A 17,153-nucleotide genomic window follows, 5' to 3' on the forward strand; every position below is an offset into this window, starting at 1 on the left:
CCCTCATTCGTCACAGAGGAGAAAGAACATGGCTGGAGAACGACAGGCACGCCTCGCGGATCGCATCCGCGTCATTCTGGCTGAGCGTCTGGAGAAGGGGCTGCGCGACCCTCGTCTCGGTTTCGTCACCATCACGGACGTCCGTGTTTCCGGTGACCTTCAGCATGCCTCCGTCTTCTACACCGTGCTGGGAACCGAAGAAGAGCGCGTCTCCAGCGGTGTCGCTCTCGCTTCGGCCACCGGCATGCTTCGCAGCGAGGTGGGACGCCAGCTCAGCACCCGGCTCGTTCCGACTCTCGAGTTCATTGCCGACGCGCTTCCGGAGAACGCCGACAACATCTCGGCGCTGCTTCGTCAGGCCCAAGAGCGTGATGCAGAAGTCGCCAAGCTCGCGTCCTCTGCAACACATGCTGGTGACGCAGACCCATACGGGCCTGAGGTCACGGAAACAGAGCAGCTGTAGCCAGCTGCGTTTCTGATTTGGTACTCTGATCGCCATTGACGGCCCGCAGGTGCGAGCCGTGATGTCGGGAGAAGCGATCAGGTGACGACGGCTCTGCAGGATGATCTGCGTGTGCAGTACGGCATCGCCGACGACCGCGCTCATATCTCCCAGATCACAGCAGACCTCGCTGGCAGCGGTATGCCTACAGCGCCTCATGTCGTGGCGAAGATCACAAGACGGCTGAATGGTGATGCACAGGCGGTGCGGGAGACCGCTGCAGAGCTCAGCCCGTCGCAGCGGAGTGGGCTCAGAGCGCTCCCTGAGCTCCTTCCGCTCGTGCCATCGATCGCGGCAGAGTTCGATCGGCTCGAGCTGTCCGCGCGAGATCGATTCGTGCTGCTGATCGCTTCGCTGTGCGCGGAGGCGGGGCTTGACCTTCTTATGGAGGCCGCGCAAGTCGATTCTCCTCACCTCGTTGCAGAATCCATCGGCGAGTATCTGACGGTCTCTCGGGGGCAGTACAGCTTCAAGGACGCGAGACTCAGCGTGTGGATTCGGCATGCCGAGCCAGGCGTTGCGATCATGCGTGCACATGAGCGACTGCATCAGGCACATCTCGATCAGGGCAATGCCGTGCACGCGGCGTGGCACCGGGCGCGCAGCGCGGTCGAGCGGGCTGCCGATGTTGCGCCGCAGCTGACGGCTGTGTCGCGGGAGCTGCACGAGTCCGGACAAACAGATCTCGCGTTCATCGTGGCCGTCGAGGCAGCAGAGCACGCCACCGGGGCAGCGCGCGATGAGGCATGCCTTGTGGCGGGAGCTGCTGCGGTCGCGGCCGGATGCTTCGAAGATGGTTCCGACTGGTTGAGAAGCCTCTTCCCGCACGGCGATGCGGAGCACAAGCGACAGGCCCTTGCGAGCATGCTCATCGCCGAGACCTATGTGCGCGGCACGGTTCCTGTGCTCGATCCATCGGAACATCGACCGCTCACGACGGATGCGCGTCACTGGAGCGCGTGGGCGCGAACAGCGGGGCTTGCCGCAGTGATGTGTGCTGAGCGTGGCGCGATCCCGGGGATGCGCGTATGGCTGACAGAACTGCGCGACGCGGAGCTGCGTGCAGGCGCGCAAGGGGAGATCCGTGATTCGGTTGTTGCGCTGTGCTGGATGCTCACCGGTGACCAGGGTGAGATCGGAACCCTGTCGCGGGGCCCGTTCTCCGGCGGTGTCGTCGGCTCGCTGCGCACCGCCGTCGATGGCGACATCGAGCTGGCGCTCCAGATGCTCGGCCGTGCACAATCGGGCCTGCTGAGCGAGGTCGATCCGCTGATCGCTGGTTTCGAACGCAGTCCACTCATCGGCGCCTATCTTGCCGTGACCGAGACGCTGCTGCTTTTCTGGCGAGGGGACATCGGTGCGGCGCGAGAGCGTCTTCTTGCGGCATCCATTGATCTGCCGATCGCCGTGCCCTTTGCTGGTCTCGGCGTAACCCTCGCTCATCGGCTCGACATCATGTTCCTCGGCGCCCCAGGCGTGCTGCCTCAGGTTCTGATGGCGACGCTGCCTGCCGGAATTCGCGTCGACAATCTGGTGGACCAGAGCCTGCGCGCTTACCTGGACGGGGAGCACGAACAGGCTGCCACAAACCTGCGGCTCTGGCACGACCGAGGCGCGCCGCAGCCGGCACTGTCGGTTCCGGGACTCGATGAAGTGGGCCCGCTCGTCATGGGTACCAGGATCGAACCGCCAGAGCTCGCCAAGGCGCGCGAGCTCAGGCATCGCATCCGGACGATTCCAGAAGCGTCGTGGCGTCGTGAACGTGATGCGGTTGCCGAGGCGGCCCGTGGGCTGAGCTCCTCCTTCTGCCGCGCTCGTGTTGAGGCGATGCTGGGCTCGGTCAGCGTCGTTCATGAGGATCTCTCCGCAGGACGCCGACACCTGCGTGCCGCACGCTGCCTCTTCGAGGAGTCGGGTGCGCTGGCATGGCAGGGCGTGGTGGATGTGAAGATCAATCGGCTCGCGATGCAGCAGCAGGTGAGCGAGGGAATCGTCACGGCGCCGATAAATGTGATCGACGACTCGGATGCTGTGGAGAACAGCTGGATCGTATGGTCTGAGGTGCTCACCGAGCGCGAGGTGGAGGTCTCGATGCGGGTTGTTCGAGGGCTCACGAACAGCGAGATCGCAACCGAGCTCGACATCTCGGTGCGGACCGTTGAGGTCCACGTGAGCAAAGCGTTCCATGCTCTGGCAGTGCGGAACCGGGTCGAACTGACCGTGCTCGCGCACAGAACGGGTCAGTACCTCTGACGCGGGAGCGGGTATGGCTCAGTGCGGCAGCCGAAGGTGTCCATCGACCGCTTCGATCAGCCCATCGGCGATCAGCGAATCGATAGCACGGTCGCGTTGCGCGGCATCCGTCCAATCATGAATGACGGCGTCTGCGGCCAGACCCGCGCGGGAGGAGTTCCGAAGCACTTTCAGCACAGCGCCGCGGGCCGCTCGATCGGAACCTTCATAGCGCGCCTGCCGGCGCCGAGTATCGCCGGTGTCTGGCTGTCCTGCCGCCAGCCACGCGCAGCCGCTTGCGATCGGACATTCGCTGCACCGCGGCGCACGGGCGGTGCAGACCATGGCACCCAGCTCCATCATGGCGGCGTTGAAGATGGCGGAGTCTGCGTCTTCTGACGGCAGGAGTGCAGACATTGCCTCCAGATCACGTCGTGTGGGAGGTCCGGGTTGCGACCGGCCCTCCCACGCACGCGCGATGACCCGGCGGATGTTGGTGTCAACGACCGGAACCCGATCCCCGAAGGCGAACGCGGCGACAGCCCGAGCGGTGTAGTCGCCGATTCCGGAGAGCGCGAGCAGAGCGTCGACATCGCGTGGTACGGAGCCGCCATGACGGTTCGTGATCTCGATCGCCGCCTGGTGCAGCCAGAGAGAGCGCCGTGGATAGCCGAGGTTCGCCCATTGCCGCACGACATCCGCGGGGGATGCCGTCGACATCGCGATGGGAGTTGGCCAGCGCTCGAGCCACGCTTGCAGATGCGGGATGACCCGAGTCACGGGCGTCTGCTGCAGCATGAATTCACTGACGAGCGTTCCCCAGGCGCCGTACTCGTCGTGGAACCGGTCATGACGCCACGGCAGGTCGCGAGCGTGCGTGCGATACCACTTGGACAGCTCCTCCTGGCGGAGGGAAGTCGCGGCAGAAGTCTGGGGCACCCAGACAGCCTATGCGGATCGGCGCGTGTCGTTCTCGCTAAGATCGAAGGATGGTCGAGCCCGGTATCCTCCTCGTCGACAAGCCCGGTGGGCTGACCAGTCACGACGTTGTCGCCCGCACGCGTCGTGCCTTCGGCACTCGCAAAGTCGGCCACGCCGGCACTCTCGACCCGATGGCCACTGGCCTTCTGGTCATTGGCATCGAAGGCGCGACAAGGCTGCTCACATACGTTGTAGGCGCTGCGAAGACCTATCACGCGACGATCCGGCTCGGCCAGTCGACAACGACTGACGATGCCGAAGGCGAGATCACTGCACGCGCGAGCGACGATCTCGTTCTGGGCGTCACAGCAGAGCAGATCGCTCAGGGTATCGCCGCGCTCACCGGAGAGATCGAGCAGGTGCCCAGTGCGGTCTCTGCGATCAAGGTCGACGGGCGGCGCGCTTACGACCGCGTGCGCGCAGGCGAAGAAGTCGAACTGAAGTCGCGTGCTGTCATCGTCTCGCGCTTCGATGTTCTGGCCGAGCGTCGTGACGCAGGTGCCATCGACCTCGACGTTGTCGTCGACTGCTCTTCAGGCACATACATTCGTGCACTCGCCCGAGACCTGGGGGAGAGCCTCGGCGTCGGCGGGCACCTGACCGCGTTGCGCCGCACGCATGTGGGGCCGTTCGATGTTTCGGATGCCGTGTGCATCGACGCCCTCGATGGGGCATCGACCTTGACGCCTTCTGCCGCCGCCGTTCAGGTGATGCAGCGGTTCGACGTATCTGCCGATGATGCCAGAGACCTGCGCCATGGCAAACGACTGCCTGGCCGAGCTGCCGAGTTGAATGGCGCTGTCGCCGCCGCAGTCGATCCGGATGGCACCCTGGTGGGGATAGTCGAGCGGCGCGGCACTGATGTGAAGAGCGCGATGAACATGCCGGAGGAGACCCGATGATCTTATGGTTCACACTTGTGCAGATCGCAATCGCGGTCGTGGCCGGGATCTTCTGCGTGACGGCCGGCTTGATGGGGCGACGGCCGAGTGACTTCACCGTGGGTGCGCTCGCGCTCATCGAGCTTCTGCTGATCATTCAAGTGATCGTCGCCATCATCTCGCCCTTCGCGGGCAACCCGCCCAGCGGCGATCTGCTCGAGCTCTGGGTCTATCTGGTCTCTGCTGTGCTGGTGCCGATCGGTGGCGTCGTCTGGGCGCTGGTCGAGCGCAGCCGATGGAGCACGGTGATCCTGGGGCTTCTGGCGTTCGCCGTGGCCATCATGCTGTGGCGCATGGAAGTCATCTGGACGATCCAGGTCGCGTAGCACGCGGCGCCTGGTGCGTTCATGCGCACTTAGGATGGAAGACGCTATGAGCACCACCCAACCCCGCACTCGGATGACCGGCATCGGCCGTGTTCTCGTGATCGTCTACGCCGTGATGGCACTGGCAGCAACGGGCCGCAGCTTCGTGCAGATCGTGCGGAAGTTCGATGAAGCACCGCTCGCGTATTCGCTGTCTGCTCTCGCGGCGCTCGTCTACATCGTCGCAACCCTCGGGCTCGTGTTCGCTCGGCGTCGAGGCTGGTACACGATCGCATGGATAGCGATCATCTTCGAGCTCGCCGGAGTGCTCATCATCGGCACGTTGAGTCTCGCGATTCCTGAGCTGTTCCAACACGATTCAGTGTGGTCCGTATTCGGTCGCGGATACCTGTTCATTCCGCTGGTGCTGCCGGTGTTCGGCATCTGGTGGCTGCGCATGCACCGCCCGGTCGTCGCAGCGGCGAATGCGGAACGATCGGAGCCCATCGCATGATCGTCTTCCGTGATCCGAGCGACGTTCCTGAGGATTTCGGGCCGTCGGCTGTCGCCATCGGCAAATTCGACGGGGTGCACGCCGGTCACCGGGCGGTCATCGAGCGCCTCAAGGCGGATGCCGCAGCATCCGGAGCGCGATCGGTGGCAGTGACATTTGACCGCAATCCGCTTGCGCTGCTGCGTCCTGAACTGTGCCCCGAGAATGTCGTCTCGGTAGATCGCAAGCTCGCGCTGCTCGGCGAACTGGGCATCGACGCGACGCTGCTGCTGACGTTCGACCAGAATCTCGCATCCCAGTCTCCGCAGGCGTTCATCCAGGACATCCTTGTGGGCGCTCTTCATGTGTCGACGGTGCTCGTCGGGGAGGATTTCCGATTCGGCCACCGGGGAGCGGGCACACCAGGGCTTCTGCGCGAACTCGGTCCCGAGTACGGCTTCACGGTCGACGTCGTCGACGACGTCTATGTCGCAGGATCCGAACGGCGCGTCTCCTCCAGCTGGATTCGCGAGCTCCTCACCGAGGGCGACGTGACGACGGCGGCTCGGGTGCTCGGCAGGTCTGTCGACGTTCGAGGAGAAGTGGTCCACGGTCTCAAGCGCGGGCGTGAGCTCGGGTTCCCGACCGCCAATCTCTCCGAGACGATCGACGCTTTCGTTCCCGCTGACGGTATCTATGCAGGCTGGCTGCAGGACCACGACACCGGCATCCGCCACCCCGCAGCGATCTCCGTCGGCACCAACCCCACCTTCGATGACGTTCTCGTGCGCCAGGTCGAGGCGCATGTGCTCGATGAGGACGCTCTTGATCTCTACGGCCACGACGTCACAGTGGAGTTCGCCGAGCGCCTGCGCGGCATGGTGGCGTTCGAGGGGATCGACGCGTTGATGCAGCAGATGACGGCCGACGTCGACGCCGCCCGCGCAATTCTGGCATCCGATGCACTAGAATGATCGTGGTTCTCGACGTTGCGGGTGTGAAGTCCACATATCGCTGAGCACGAGAACAACCTCCGCACGGTCATGGCACACGCCACACGCGGAGAATACGCACGGCACGGGGCGCGCATTCGACTGCGTCCGGTATCTCACGCTCAGGAGGAGCATGCCGACTACGGCAACCGCCGCCGCAAAACGGCGCAAGAAGACAACCCGTCGTGACGACGAAGCCCCGCTGATCCCGATCCTGGCGCGCAAGGTGCGCGAGATCGAGGCCAAGGCGCAGCGAGGCAAGCTCGGTCCGACGAACCGCGTCAAGTTCCAGGTCATCGCGTTCCTGGTGCGCGAAGAGCGAGCCCGCGTCAAGACGGACGACGCCTTCAGCGATTCAGCTCGCGCCGAACTGCTCAAGCGGCTCGACGGTGTGGCGACGATTCTGGCGAAGACCGCAGCACGCGACACTTCACTGATCCAGCTGCTTGAGGCCGACCAGGCCACGAGCCCCGTTGCCAAGCGCATGCGACGCGACTGGCTCCTCGAATCCGGTGCTGAACTCGCGCCGGAAGAGCTCATCATCACGGACATCGCTCCGGTGCAGGCGCCTGTGGTGCCGGCGGCACTTGCCGAGCGACAGGTCACACCGCCTTCTCTCGAGTCGCGTCAGCTCGCGAGTCCATTCCTCGCTCCAGATCTCACCCCGCGGGTGACCTCGACTCCGCGGCGGCGGCTGGACGGCTGGGAGCTCATGGGCCCGCTGTACAAGGCGTTCGAGACGGGAGCCGGTGGCTCTTCCGCGACCATGGAGCTTCCGCCTGTTCCTGAGTACGACCACCTCTCGCCCAAGGGGCTCGAGATCATGGTCCATCAGTCGCGTTTCCTCGAATCGGTGCGTGCCGGTCACCGCAGCTTCCTGCTGGCAGATGAGCCCGGTCTCGGCAAGACGGCGCAGTCCGTGCTTGCAGCCTCCCTCGCAGACGCGTACCCGCTGCTCGTCGTCGTTCCGAACGTCGTGAAGATGAACTGGGCACGCGAAGTTGAGCGCTGGACACCGCAGCGTCGCGCAACCGTCATCCAGGGTGACGGCACCGACATCGATGCGTTCGCCGACGTGTTCATCGTGAACTACGAGATCCTCGACCGGCACCTGTCATGGCTCGGATCCATCGGGCTCAAGGGCATGGTCGTCGACGAAGCGCACTTCATCAAGAACCTGTCATCACAGCGTTCGCAGAACGTGCTGGCGCTTGCGTCCCGCATCCGCGAGCGCACGCGCGACCCGCTCATGATGGCACTGACCGGAACTCCGCTGATCAACGACGTCGAGGACTTCGACGCGATCTGGCGCTTCCTCGGTTGGACGACCGGCGACAAACCGGGGTCAGAGCTCATGGAGAAGCTCGATGCCACCGGTCACACGCCCGCCGATAAGGCGTTCTACCCCGAGGCCCGCGATGCGGTGATCTCCATGGGGATCGTGCGACGCAAGAAGAAGGACGTCGCAGCAGACCTCCCGGACAAGCTGATCGCAGACCTGCCAGTGCAGTTGGATGACGAGTTCGGCCGCAGCATCCGACAGGCCGAACGCGAGCTGGGGGAGCGACTGGCCGCGAAGTACCGTCGCATCGTCACGGCACGTGGCGATCGCGGGCTCGAGCCCGGCGAGATCGACGAGGACATCGTGCGGCTCGTCGCCCACAACGAACTCGAAGAGTCCAAGGCTGCAGGCACCGGCGGAGACAACGTCTTCACGATGGTGCGCAAGATCGGTCAGGCCAAGGCCATGCTCGCCGCTGACTACGCGGCTCAGCTGCAGCGCTCCGTGGGCAAGGTCGTCTTCTTCGCGAAGCACATCGATGTCATGGACCAGGCCGAGGCGCACTTCGCGGCCTCCGGCATCCGCTATGTCTCGATCCGTGGTGACCAGACGACTCCGGCACGCCAGCAGGCCATCGACGACTTCAACGGTGAGGAAAGCGTCGGCGTCGCGGTGTGTTCTCTGACTGCTGCTGGCGTCGGGTTGAACCTGCAGGCGGCGTCCAACGTCGTGCTCGCGGAGCTCAGCTGGACGGCAGCCGAGCAGACGCAGGCGATCGACCGGGTGCACCGTATCGGTCAGGACGAACCTGTCACCGCGTGGCGGATCATCGCGGCGCATACGATCGACACCAAGATCGCCGAACTCATCGACCAGAAGCAAGGGCTCGCTGCGCGTGCTCTCGACGGTGAGGCCGTCGAAGAGACGGCGAGCGAGCCCGTCCAGCTCGCGGCACTGATGCACCTGCTGCGGACGGCGCTGTCCGACTGACCTACTCTGCAAACGCCCGGCAAGAACAGCTGTTCTTACCGGGCGTTTTGCTGTCTCTGCGGGGGATGCTCGACAAATCTGCGATTTCAACTGGGTGCGGGTGTAAAAATCAGCCGTTCTCACGCCGTTCGAATAGCATCTGCGGATGTTGCCCACTAGTGTCGAGTGCAGGCAGCGTCGCCGATTCCCCCAAACTTCCCGAAACCTCCGAAGGCACCAGCATGAAGATCGGTATTCTCACCAGCGGCGGCGACTGCCCCGGCCTCAACGCGGTGATCCGCGGAGTCGTCCTCAAAGGCACGACGTCGTACGATCTCGAGTTCGTCGGCATCCGTGATGGCTGGCGCGGCGTTGTCGAAGGTGATTTCGCCCCACTGACCCGGCATGAGGTCAAGGGACTCTCGAAGGTCGGCGGCACGATTCTCGGCACGAGTCGCACCAACCCCTACGAGGGTGACCGCGGCGGCGCCGAGAACATCGCCAAAACGCTCTACGGGCACAAGATCGACGGCATCATCGCCATCGGCGGCGAAGGCACTCTTGCTGCTGCAGACCGGTTGTCGAAGGACGGGATCAAGGTTCTCGGCGTGCCGAAGACCATCGATAACGATCTGCGCGCCACGGACTATTCATTCGGGTTCGACACTGCGGTGAACATCGCCACTGACGCGATGGATCGTCTCCGAACGACCGGTGACTCGCACCAGCGATGCATGGTCGCAGAAGTCATGGGACGCCACGTGGGGTGGATCGCCCTGCACGCAGGAATGGCTGCCGGCGCCCACGTCATCTGCATCCCTGAAGTGCCGATGTCGATCGATGAGATCGCGGCTCAGGTCACGAGCGCTCATGATCGCGGTCGGGCACCGCTCGTGGTCGTCTCAGAAGGCTTCAAGCTCGAGGGCATGGACGAAGCGTTCAGCGACAAGGGGCTTGATGCCTTCAACAGGCCTCGCCTCGGCGGCATCGGCGACCAGCTCGCACCTGCGATCGAACGGCTCACCGGCATCGAGACCCGCGCCACGATTCTCGGTCACATCCAGCGCGGTGGTTCGCCGTCTGCGTTCGACCGCGTGCTGGCGACCCGCCTCGGGCTGCACGCCGCAGACGCGATCGTGGATGGCGACTGGGGCCAGATGGTGGCTATGAAGGGCACCGACATCGTGCGCGTGCCGTTCGAGGAGGCACTGGGCGAGCTCAACACCGTGCCGCGTTACCGCTACGATGAGGCCGCGGCGCTCTTCGGCTGAGCCCCGCGTGCCGAGTTCAGGCGGGGCGCCCCAGATCAGGAGCATCCTGCGGAATTCTCCTGAGCCGGCTGCATCGTCCTGATCTGCGCACGCTCCGCGGCGAGATGCAGGCCCTTGGGCCATCGCCGTGCGCACGTCGACGGGATGCCGCGTCGCTGTGGAGCGCGAACCCATCCAGTTGCACGACGAGACGGTCGCCGATGAGCGTGTCGACCCGACGACCGTCGAGCCAGACCTGCTGGCGTGGGCATACGCCGATGGCGTGCATGAGCGCGATGAAGTGCGTCTCGAGCCCGGCCGCCCACTCTCGCTGCGGCCGATCGGGCCGGATCGCAGCCGCGCAGAACGAGCCACGAGCGCCGTACCCGCAGCATCCGCCCGCTCCTCACCGCTATCGCGACCGCACGTTTGCGGAACCCCGCGGCGTAGAGCTGCGAGCTGTGCGCCACGCCGTCGTGCAACCTCATCCATTCTTCGATGAACATGCGTCCACGATGGCCCGGCGCGCGCGGTGCGGCCGCAAACCCACCGACGGTGGAGAAACGGCGACGGGCGCCTGTGGTGCAGAACGACTCGTCGCGCGGGCAGTCGGGCGCAGGCTCAGGCGAGGTCGAGCACGTCGAGCATCCAGGCGAGCTCGAACGCCCGCTCGCGCCAGGAGTTGTAGCGTCCGCTCACTCCGCCGTGGCCTGCGGCCATCTCGCACTTGAGCAGCACGTCCTTCGCGCCGGCTTCGCGCAGGCGCGCCACCCACTTCGCCGGTTCGACGTAGAGCACGCGGGTGTCGTTGATCGACGTCATCGCGAGGATCGGGGGATAGGCCACGCCGTCCTGCACGTTCTCGTACGGCGTGTACGTCTTCATGTACGCGTAGACGTCCGGGTCGTGCAGCGGGTCGCCCCACTCGTCCCACTCGATGACGGTCAGCGGCAGCGAGGGATCGAGAATCGAGGTCAGCGCGTCGACGAACGGCACGGATGCGAGGATGCCCGCGAACGCCGAGGGAGCAAGGTTCGCCACTGCGCCCATCAGCAGCCCGCCAGCACTGCCGCCCTCTGCGACCATCTTGTCGACAGAGGTGACACCGCTTGCGGTCAGGTGCTCGGCGCACGCCACGAAATCCGTGAAGGTGTTGCGCTTGTTCAGCAGCTTGCCGTCTTCGTACCAATTGCGTCCCATCTCGCCGCCGCCGCGCACGTGGGCGACAGCGAAGATGACACCCCGGTCGAGCTCAGAGAGGCGTGCGACCGAGAATCCGGGGTCGATGGAGTGCTCGTAGGATCCGTAGCCATAGAGGTGCACGGGGCGCACATCGTCGCCCGGCGCGCCGAACGACTTCTTCCACACGAGCGAGATCGGCACCTGCGTGCCGTCGGCGGCGAGGGCCCAGCGGCGTTCCTGGTCGTATTCAGTGGGGTCGTACCCGCCGAGCACCGGCTGCTGCTTGCGGAGCACTCTCTCCCGCGTGGTCAGATCGAGGTCGTACACCGTGGATGGCGTGACGAATGACGTGTACGTCAGGCGCAGGTAGGGGGCATGCCACTCCGGATTACCGCTCGGCCACGCCGAGAAGAGCGGTTCGTCGAAGCGGAGCTCTTCGGCAGCATCCGTCGTGTAGTCGAGCAGACCGATGCGCTCGAGTCCCTCGCGGCGGAAGCCGACGACGGCGTGATCGCGGAAGCAGTCCACGTCGAGGATGCGGCGGCCGGGCTCGTGGGGCATGACGACCCGCCGGGGGCCCTGAGGATCGGATGCTGCGACGGAAACCAGCTCGAAGTCGAGAGCATCCTGATTGTGCAGAATGTACAGCCGGTCTTCTCCGCCAACCACCGCATGCTCGAGGGAGTACTCCACGCCCTCGGCGCGCGGCCACACGAGTTGCGGCTCCGCAGTGATCTCGCCCCGGAGGTCTACGAGGTACTCCTCACTGGTGATGCTGGAACCGATTCCGATCACGAGGTAGCGGCGGCTGCGGGTGATTCCCGCGCCCAGCCAGAAGCGCTCATCGGGCTCGTGGAAGAGCTTCACGTCATCGGCGACGGGCGTGCCGAGCCGGTGCAGCCAGAGGGTGTCCGGACGCCAGGCCTCGTCACGGGTCGTGTAGATGATCGCACTGCCGTCGGGGGTGAAGAAGCCTCCGCCGGTGTTCGGGATCTCATCTTCGAGCGTCGCTCCGCTGACGAGATCGCGCACTCTGATCGTGTAGAGCTCGTCGCCTTCGTAGTCGGGCGCCCACAGGAGCTTCGTCGCATCATCGGACACGCCGAAAGCGCCGAGGGAGAAGAACTCATGACCTTCGGCTTCGACATTGCCATCGAGCAGGATCTCTTCGCCAGGGACAGGGATGCCAGGCTCGAGAAGCGGGGGAGTCCAGTCATCGGGTGCTGCGGCCGCGCGGCACTGGATGCCGTACTGGGATCCCTCCTCGCTGCGGCTGTAGTACCACCACTGGCCACGACGCGACGGGACGGACAGATCCGTCTCCTGCACGCGCCCCTTGATCTCCTCGAACAGCGTTTCGCGCAGTCCCTCCAGATGTGCGGTTCGCGCATCGGTGTAGGCGTTCTCCGCTTCCAGATGAGTGAGCACTTCGGGGGAATCCTTCTCGCGGAGCCATTCGTACGGATCGATGAACGTGTCGCCGTGATGAGTGCGAGTGTGCGAGCGGCGAGCGGCGATGGGTGCGTTGGTCACCGTTCCACGGTAGTCCAGGTCGAGTTGACCGGAGCCGAACGGGGTGCGAGGATCGATCGGGGCCGGTTAACGGAAGTGAAACCCACGGTGAACTCTTCGTTCGTCACGCCGATCACGTCGGCACATCCCTTCTTCAGACAACCGAAAGCTAACGGTGGAAACCGCAGTCCTCATTGTCGTGCTGGTGATCTTGCTGGCGCTCTTCTTCGACTTCACAAATGGGTTCCACGACACCGCGAACGCGATGGCGACACCCATCGCGACCGGTGCTCTCAAGCCCAAGACTGCCGTGCTGCTTGCGGCGTGTCTCAACCTCGTCGGCGCATTCCTCTCCACGGAAGTGTCCAAGACCGTCTCACACGGCATCATCAATGAGAGCGCGATCCTGGAGTCGGGCGCCCAGCTCTTCCTCTCCGTGATCTTCGCCGGTCTCATCGGTGCGATCACGTGGAACATGCTCACCTGGCTGCTCGGGCTTCCTTCGAGCTCCTCCCACGCACTGTTCGGCGGACTGATCGGTGCGACACTCGTCGGCGTCGGCGTCGGTGGCATCGACTTCGGAATGGTGCTCTCCAAGATCGTGCTGCCCGCGCTGATCGCGCCGTTGACTGCAGGCGTCATCGCCTTCATCGCGACGAAGATCGCGTACTCCATCACGCGCCGCTACGACGGCAAGCCCGATGGACGCTCGGGATTCCGCTGGGGTCAGATCTTCACGTCATCGCTCGTGGCACTCGCCCACGGCACCAACGACGCGCAGAAGACCATGGGCGTGATCACGCTCGCTCTGATCACCGTCGGCTGGCAGAGCTCGGATCACGCCGACCCGTATCTCTGGGTGATCATCGCCTGCGCCGTGACGATCGCACTGGGTACGTACCTGGGCGGCTGGCGGATCATCCGCACGCTCGGCAAGGGACTCACTGAGGTAAAGCCCGCTCAGGGCTTCGCGGCAGAAAGCTCCACCGCAGCGACGATCCTGGCATCGAGTGCTCTCGGCTTCGCGCTGTCGACAACGCAGGTCGCATCAGGCTCCGTCATCGGATCGGGCCTCGGCCGCCGCGGATCGTCCGTGCGCTGGCGCACCGCCGGTCGTATCGCAATGGGCTGGCTGCTCACTCTTCCCGCCGCCGCCGCAGTGGGAGCCCTCGCCGCCCTGCTGGTCGTCTGGCTGGGCGGCTGGGGCGTCATGATCGACGCCGTGCTGGCCCTGGTCATCATCATCGGCCTCTACCTGCGCTCGCGTAAGAATGCCGTCACCTCGGACAACGCCATGAGCGACGTGGCGGAGTCCGGGCACGCCGTCGAGCACCCCGATGTGCCCCCGCCCACGCGTCGTCAGAGCCGCATCGAGCTGCTCCGCGCGCTCGATCACGCCGAGCGCAAGGCCGAGGAGGCCGAGAAGGCCGGTCGTCGGGCTCGCAAGCTCAAGAAGAGCGGCGGATCCGAGGCTGCGGTCAAAGCCGCACGCAAGGCCGCTGATCGCGCCAACCGCAAACTCGCCGAGGCGCAGAAGGCCGCGGAGGAGTGGGAGAAGCTGAGTGCCAGCCGGCGCGCTCGCGCAGAGCTCGCCGAATGGGATGTCTCCGATGAAGAAGCGGCCGAACGGGAGGCACGGCGATGAGCGTCGCAATCGACTGGATGGCATTCGTCAACGTCTTCCTCGTTGCCCTGCTGGCTGCGTGCCTGATCGTGACCTTCTACGCGATCGGCCTGCGGCTTCTCGTGCGCGCCGGCCGCATTCCTGTGGTCTCGCCCGCCGAGTTCACCGACGCCATCACGATCCTCAGCGAGAAGCAGGCTAAGCGGGCTGCGAAGCAGGCTGCGAAGGCTGAGAGGAAGAGCCCACTCACTGAAGGCCAGAAGCAGGTGGCACTGGTCGGTGCTTACGCGTGCTTCGCGCTGTGCGCTCTGGCAGTCATCGCTGGAATCCTGATCATCGTCGTCGGTCACTGACTTCTCACCCGGTTGCGCGGACACAGATATCCCGGGCGCGTCGAGTGCCCGCGGCATAGGATGGACGCATCCCCCAATTTCTGATCCGCCACACCCACAAGGAAGTGACATGGCTTCTGCCGCGCCCGAATTGACCCGCACTGAGACAGACTCACTGGGAAGCATGGAGATTCCCGCCGAAGCGTACTGGGGCATCCATACGGCCCGCGCCGACGCGAATTTCCCCATCTCGAAGCGTCCGATCTCGGTCTATCCGGATCTGATCCGAGGGCTGGCGATGGTGAAACAGGCCAGCGCTCGTGCGAACAAGGAGATCGGCGTCCTCGATGCCGAACGCGCCGACCTGATCGATGCCGCCGCACAGCGCGTGATCGACGGCGAGTTCCTCGATCAGTTCACGGTCGGGGTCATTCAGGGTGGTGCCGGCACGTCGACGAACATGAACGCGAACGAGGTCATCACCAACATCGCGCTCGAGATGGCCGGGCGCGAGAAGGGCGATTACGCGTTCCTCTCACCGATCGACCACACCAACCGCAGCCAGTCGACCAACGACGTGTACCCGACGGCGATCAAGATCGGCCTCTCGCTGAACCTTCAGTCGCTGCTCGATGAGCTCGAGCTGCTGCGTCGCTCCTTCCTCGGCAAGGCTGTCGAGTTCCATGATGTGCTCAAGGTCGGTCGTACCCAGCTCCAGGACGCGGTGCCGATGACGCTCGGCCAGGAGTTCCATGGATTCGCGACGACGCTCGGGGAGGACCACTCTCGCCTCACCGAGAACGCGAGTCTCATGTTCGAGATCAACATGGGTGCAACCGCGATCGGCACCGGCATCACGACACACCCCGCCTACGCGTCGGCCGTGCTCGAGCACCTGCGTGAGATCAGCGGTCTCGCGCTTGAGACGGCGACCGACCTGGTGGAGTCCACGAGCGATACCGGCGCGTTCATGTCGTTCTCTTCGTCGCTCAAGCGCAACGCGATCAAGCTCTCGAAGATCTGCAACGATCTGCGTCTGCTCTCGTCCGGTCCGCAGGCCGGTTTCGGAGAGATCAATCTTCCTGCCAAGCAGGCCGGATCCAGCATCATGCCGGCAAAGGTCAACCCCGTCATCCCCGAGGTCGTCAATCAGGTCGCGTTCGCCGTTGTGGGTGCGGACACCACTGTCACCATGGCAGTCGAGGGCGGGCAACTGCAGCTCAACGCCTTCGAGCCGGTGATCGCTCACTCGATTTTCCAGTCGATCACCTGGATGCGTCAGGCGATGTGGACGCTGCGGGTCAACTGCGTCGACGGAATCACTGCGAATGAAGACCGTCTGGGGGCGATGGTTGGCGCTTCGGTGGGCGTCATCACGGCGCTGACACCGTTCATTGGGTACGCGGCGGCGGCGGCCCTTGCCAAGACAGCGCTGCTGACGAACCGCAATGTCGCAGACCTCGTCGTCGAGGCGGAGCTCATGTCACGCGAAGAGGTGACCAAGCAACTGTCGCCAGCCCGTCTTTCGGGTCTGCAGGCAGTGACTTCGGCGATCAACATCATTCCGCCAGAGGACATGATCCAGATCTGAGTAAGAACGCGCGCCTCGCTCCACCGCAATGATGGAGCGAGGCCGTTCTGCTCAGCCGTAGATGCGGCAGTGCGTGGTGAGCTCGCCGATGCCGTCGATGCCGACGGTGACCGTGGAACGATCCCGCAGGAAGATCTGCGGGTTGCGCGAGTATCCCGCACCACCAGGGCTTCCTGTGGAGATCAGCGTTCCCGGCTGCAGGGTGATCGACTGCGACAGGTGTGCGATGAGTGTGGCAACCGAGCGGACCATCTGTCCTGTGCTGGCATCCTGCACTGTGTGGCCGTCGATGACGGTCCAGATGTGCAGATCCTGAGGGTCGGGGACTTCGTCTGCGGTGATGGCGAAGGGGCCAGTCGGCGTGAAACCGTCGAACGACTTACAGCGCGACCACTGCGCCTCGGCGAACTGGATGTCGCGTGCGGTGATGTCGTTCACGACCGTGTATCCCCACACGTGCTCGAGTGCATCGTCGGCTGCGACGTCCTTCGCCGCGTGCCCGATCAGCACGCCGAGTTCGGCCTCATAGTCAATCGATTCGCTCAGCGATCGCGGCCAGCCGGTGGTCTGGTCGTGACCTGAGAGCGAGTTCGGCCACAGCGTGAATACGGTCGGCGCCGTGTCGGTCTTCAGGCCGAGCTCGCTGGAGTGCGCGGAGTAGTTCAATCCCACCGCCAGGATGACGGGCGGGTTCAGCACTGCCGATGCGAATCCGAAGTCGGCGAGCGGATGCCGCGGTGCGGTGCTGTCGACGACGGCAGAGCGCAATGCGTCGAGCGCATCATCGCCGCCCTCGATCAGCTCCTGGAGAGTGCCAGGTGCGGGGGAGAGGAGATCGGAGACGAGGATCGCGGAGGAGCCTTCGACGACGGCCAGTTGGATGCTGTCGTCGGAGCCGCGCAGATGAGCGAAACGCATGCTTCTACGCTACCGGTGAAGTCTTACCGGCGGCGTGGTGACTGGCC

The 17,153-nt window shown here is 64.7% G+C and carries 14 protein-coding genes; 11 read left to right on the top strand and 3 right to left on the bottom strand.

Features of this window, described 5'->3' with window-relative positions; genetic code table 11:
- Positions 1–28 precede the first annotated feature (28 nt).
- Positions 29–463, top strand: a complete 435-nt coding sequence (gene rbfA, locus ACTU6U_RS04990; RefSeq protein ID WP_443468069.1) for a 30S ribosome-binding factor RbfA — start codon at positions 29–31, stop codon at positions 461–463.
- Between the two features lie 81 nt (positions 464–544).
- A complete protein-coding gene (locus ACTU6U_RS04995; protein ID WP_443468070.1) occupies positions 545–2,755 on the top strand; it encodes a helix-turn-helix transcriptional regulator in 2,211 nt (736 codons plus the stop codon).
- 18 nt (positions 2,756–2,773) lie between these two features.
- Here the strand turns inward: ACTU6U_RS04995 and ACTU6U_RS05000 are convergent, their stop codons facing one another.
- Positions 2,774–3,673, bottom strand: a complete 900-nt coding sequence (locus ACTU6U_RS05000; RefSeq protein ID WP_443468071.1) for an iron-sulfur binding domain-containing protein — start codon at positions 3,671–3,673, stop codon at positions 2,774–2,776.
- A 50-nt stretch (positions 3,674–3,723) separates the two neighbouring features.
- On the opposite strand from ACTU6U_RS05000, the gene truB reads away from it, so the two are divergent.
- The 6 genes from truB to ACTU6U_RS05030 all read left to right on the top strand — a co-directional run bounded on the left by truB (position 3,724) and on the right by ACTU6U_RS05030 (position 9,968).
- A complete protein-coding gene (truB, locus tag ACTU6U_RS05005; RefSeq protein ID WP_443468072.1) occupies positions 3,724–4,617 on the top strand; it encodes a tRNA pseudouridine(55) synthase TruB in 894 nt (297 codons plus the stop codon).
- On the top strand, positions 4,614–4,982 hold the full coding sequence (locus ACTU6U_RS05010) for a hypothetical protein (protein ID WP_443468073.1): 369 nt from the start codon (positions 4,614–4,616) through the stop codon (positions 4,980–4,982). Before truB ends, ACTU6U_RS05010 begins: the two co-directional genes overlap by 4 nt.
- A 46-nt stretch (positions 4,983–5,028) precedes the next feature.
- A complete protein-coding gene (locus ACTU6U_RS05015) occupies positions 5,029–5,475 on the top strand; it encodes a hypothetical protein (protein ID WP_443468074.1) in 447 nt (148 codons plus the stop codon).
- Positions 5,472–6,428, top strand: a complete 957-nt coding sequence (locus ACTU6U_RS05020; RefSeq protein WP_443468075.1) for a bifunctional riboflavin kinase/FAD synthetase — start codon at positions 5,472–5,474, stop codon at positions 6,426–6,428. Before ACTU6U_RS05015 ends, ACTU6U_RS05020 begins: the two co-directional genes overlap by 4 nt.
- Before the next feature lie 151 nt (positions 6,429–6,579).
- Positions 6,580–8,718, top strand: a complete 2,139-nt coding sequence (locus ACTU6U_RS05025; RefSeq protein ID WP_443468076.1) for a DEAD/DEAH box helicase — start codon at positions 6,580–6,582, stop codon at positions 8,716–8,718.
- A 221-nt stretch (positions 8,719–8,939) separates the two neighbouring features.
- Positions 8,940–9,968 (top strand): 6-phosphofructokinase, encoded by a 1,029-nt coding sequence (locus tag ACTU6U_RS05030; RefSeq protein WP_417508459.1) that lies wholly within the window; start codon positions 8,940–8,942, stop codon positions 9,966–9,968.
- A 600-nt stretch (positions 9,969–10,568) separates the two neighbouring features.
- Here ACTU6U_RS05030 and ACTU6U_RS05035 read toward each other — a convergent pair.
- Positions 10,569–12,662, bottom strand: a complete 2,094-nt coding sequence (locus ACTU6U_RS05035; protein ID WP_443468077.1) for a S9 family peptidase — start codon at positions 12,660–12,662, stop codon at positions 10,569–10,571.
- Positions 12,663–12,816: 154 nt separating this feature from the next.
- Between ACTU6U_RS05035 and ACTU6U_RS05040 the strand changes: the two genes are divergently transcribed.
- From ACTU6U_RS05040 to ACTU6U_RS05050, 3 genes are all read left to right on the top strand, one after another.
- Positions 12,817–14,286: an inorganic phosphate transporter gene (locus ACTU6U_RS05040; RefSeq protein WP_443468078.1), complete on the top strand. Its 1,470-nt coding sequence runs from the start codon at positions 12,817–12,819 to the stop codon at positions 14,284–14,286.
- Positions 14,283–14,618 carry a peptidase gene (locus ACTU6U_RS05045; RefSeq protein ID WP_443468079.1) on the top strand — a complete coding sequence of 112 codons (336 nt, stop codon included), beginning with the start codon at positions 14,283–14,285 and terminating at the stop codon, positions 14,616–14,618. The genes ACTU6U_RS05040 and ACTU6U_RS05045 overlap by 4 nt, the downstream gene beginning before the upstream one ends.
- Positions 14,619–14,727: 109 nt before the next feature.
- Positions 14,728–16,188: an aspartate ammonia-lyase gene (locus tag ACTU6U_RS05050; RefSeq protein WP_443468080.1), complete on the top strand. Its 1,461-nt coding sequence runs from the start codon at positions 14,728–14,730 to the stop codon at positions 16,186–16,188.
- A gap of 51 nt (positions 16,189–16,239) precedes the next feature.
- On the opposite strand, the gene ACTU6U_RS05055 is transcribed toward ACTU6U_RS05050, so the two are convergent.
- Positions 16,240–17,106 carry a fumarylacetoacetate hydrolase family protein gene (locus tag ACTU6U_RS05055; RefSeq protein ID WP_443468081.1) on the bottom strand — a complete coding sequence of 289 codons (867 nt, stop codon included), beginning with the start codon at positions 17,104–17,106 and terminating at the stop codon, positions 16,240–16,242.
- Positions 17,107–17,153: the final 47 nt, after the last annotated feature.

This window comes from Microbacterium zouquanmingi (assembly GCF_052266695.1).
Taxonomy (GTDB): Bacteria; Actinomycetota; Actinomycetes; order Actinomycetales; family Microbacteriaceae; genus Microbacterium.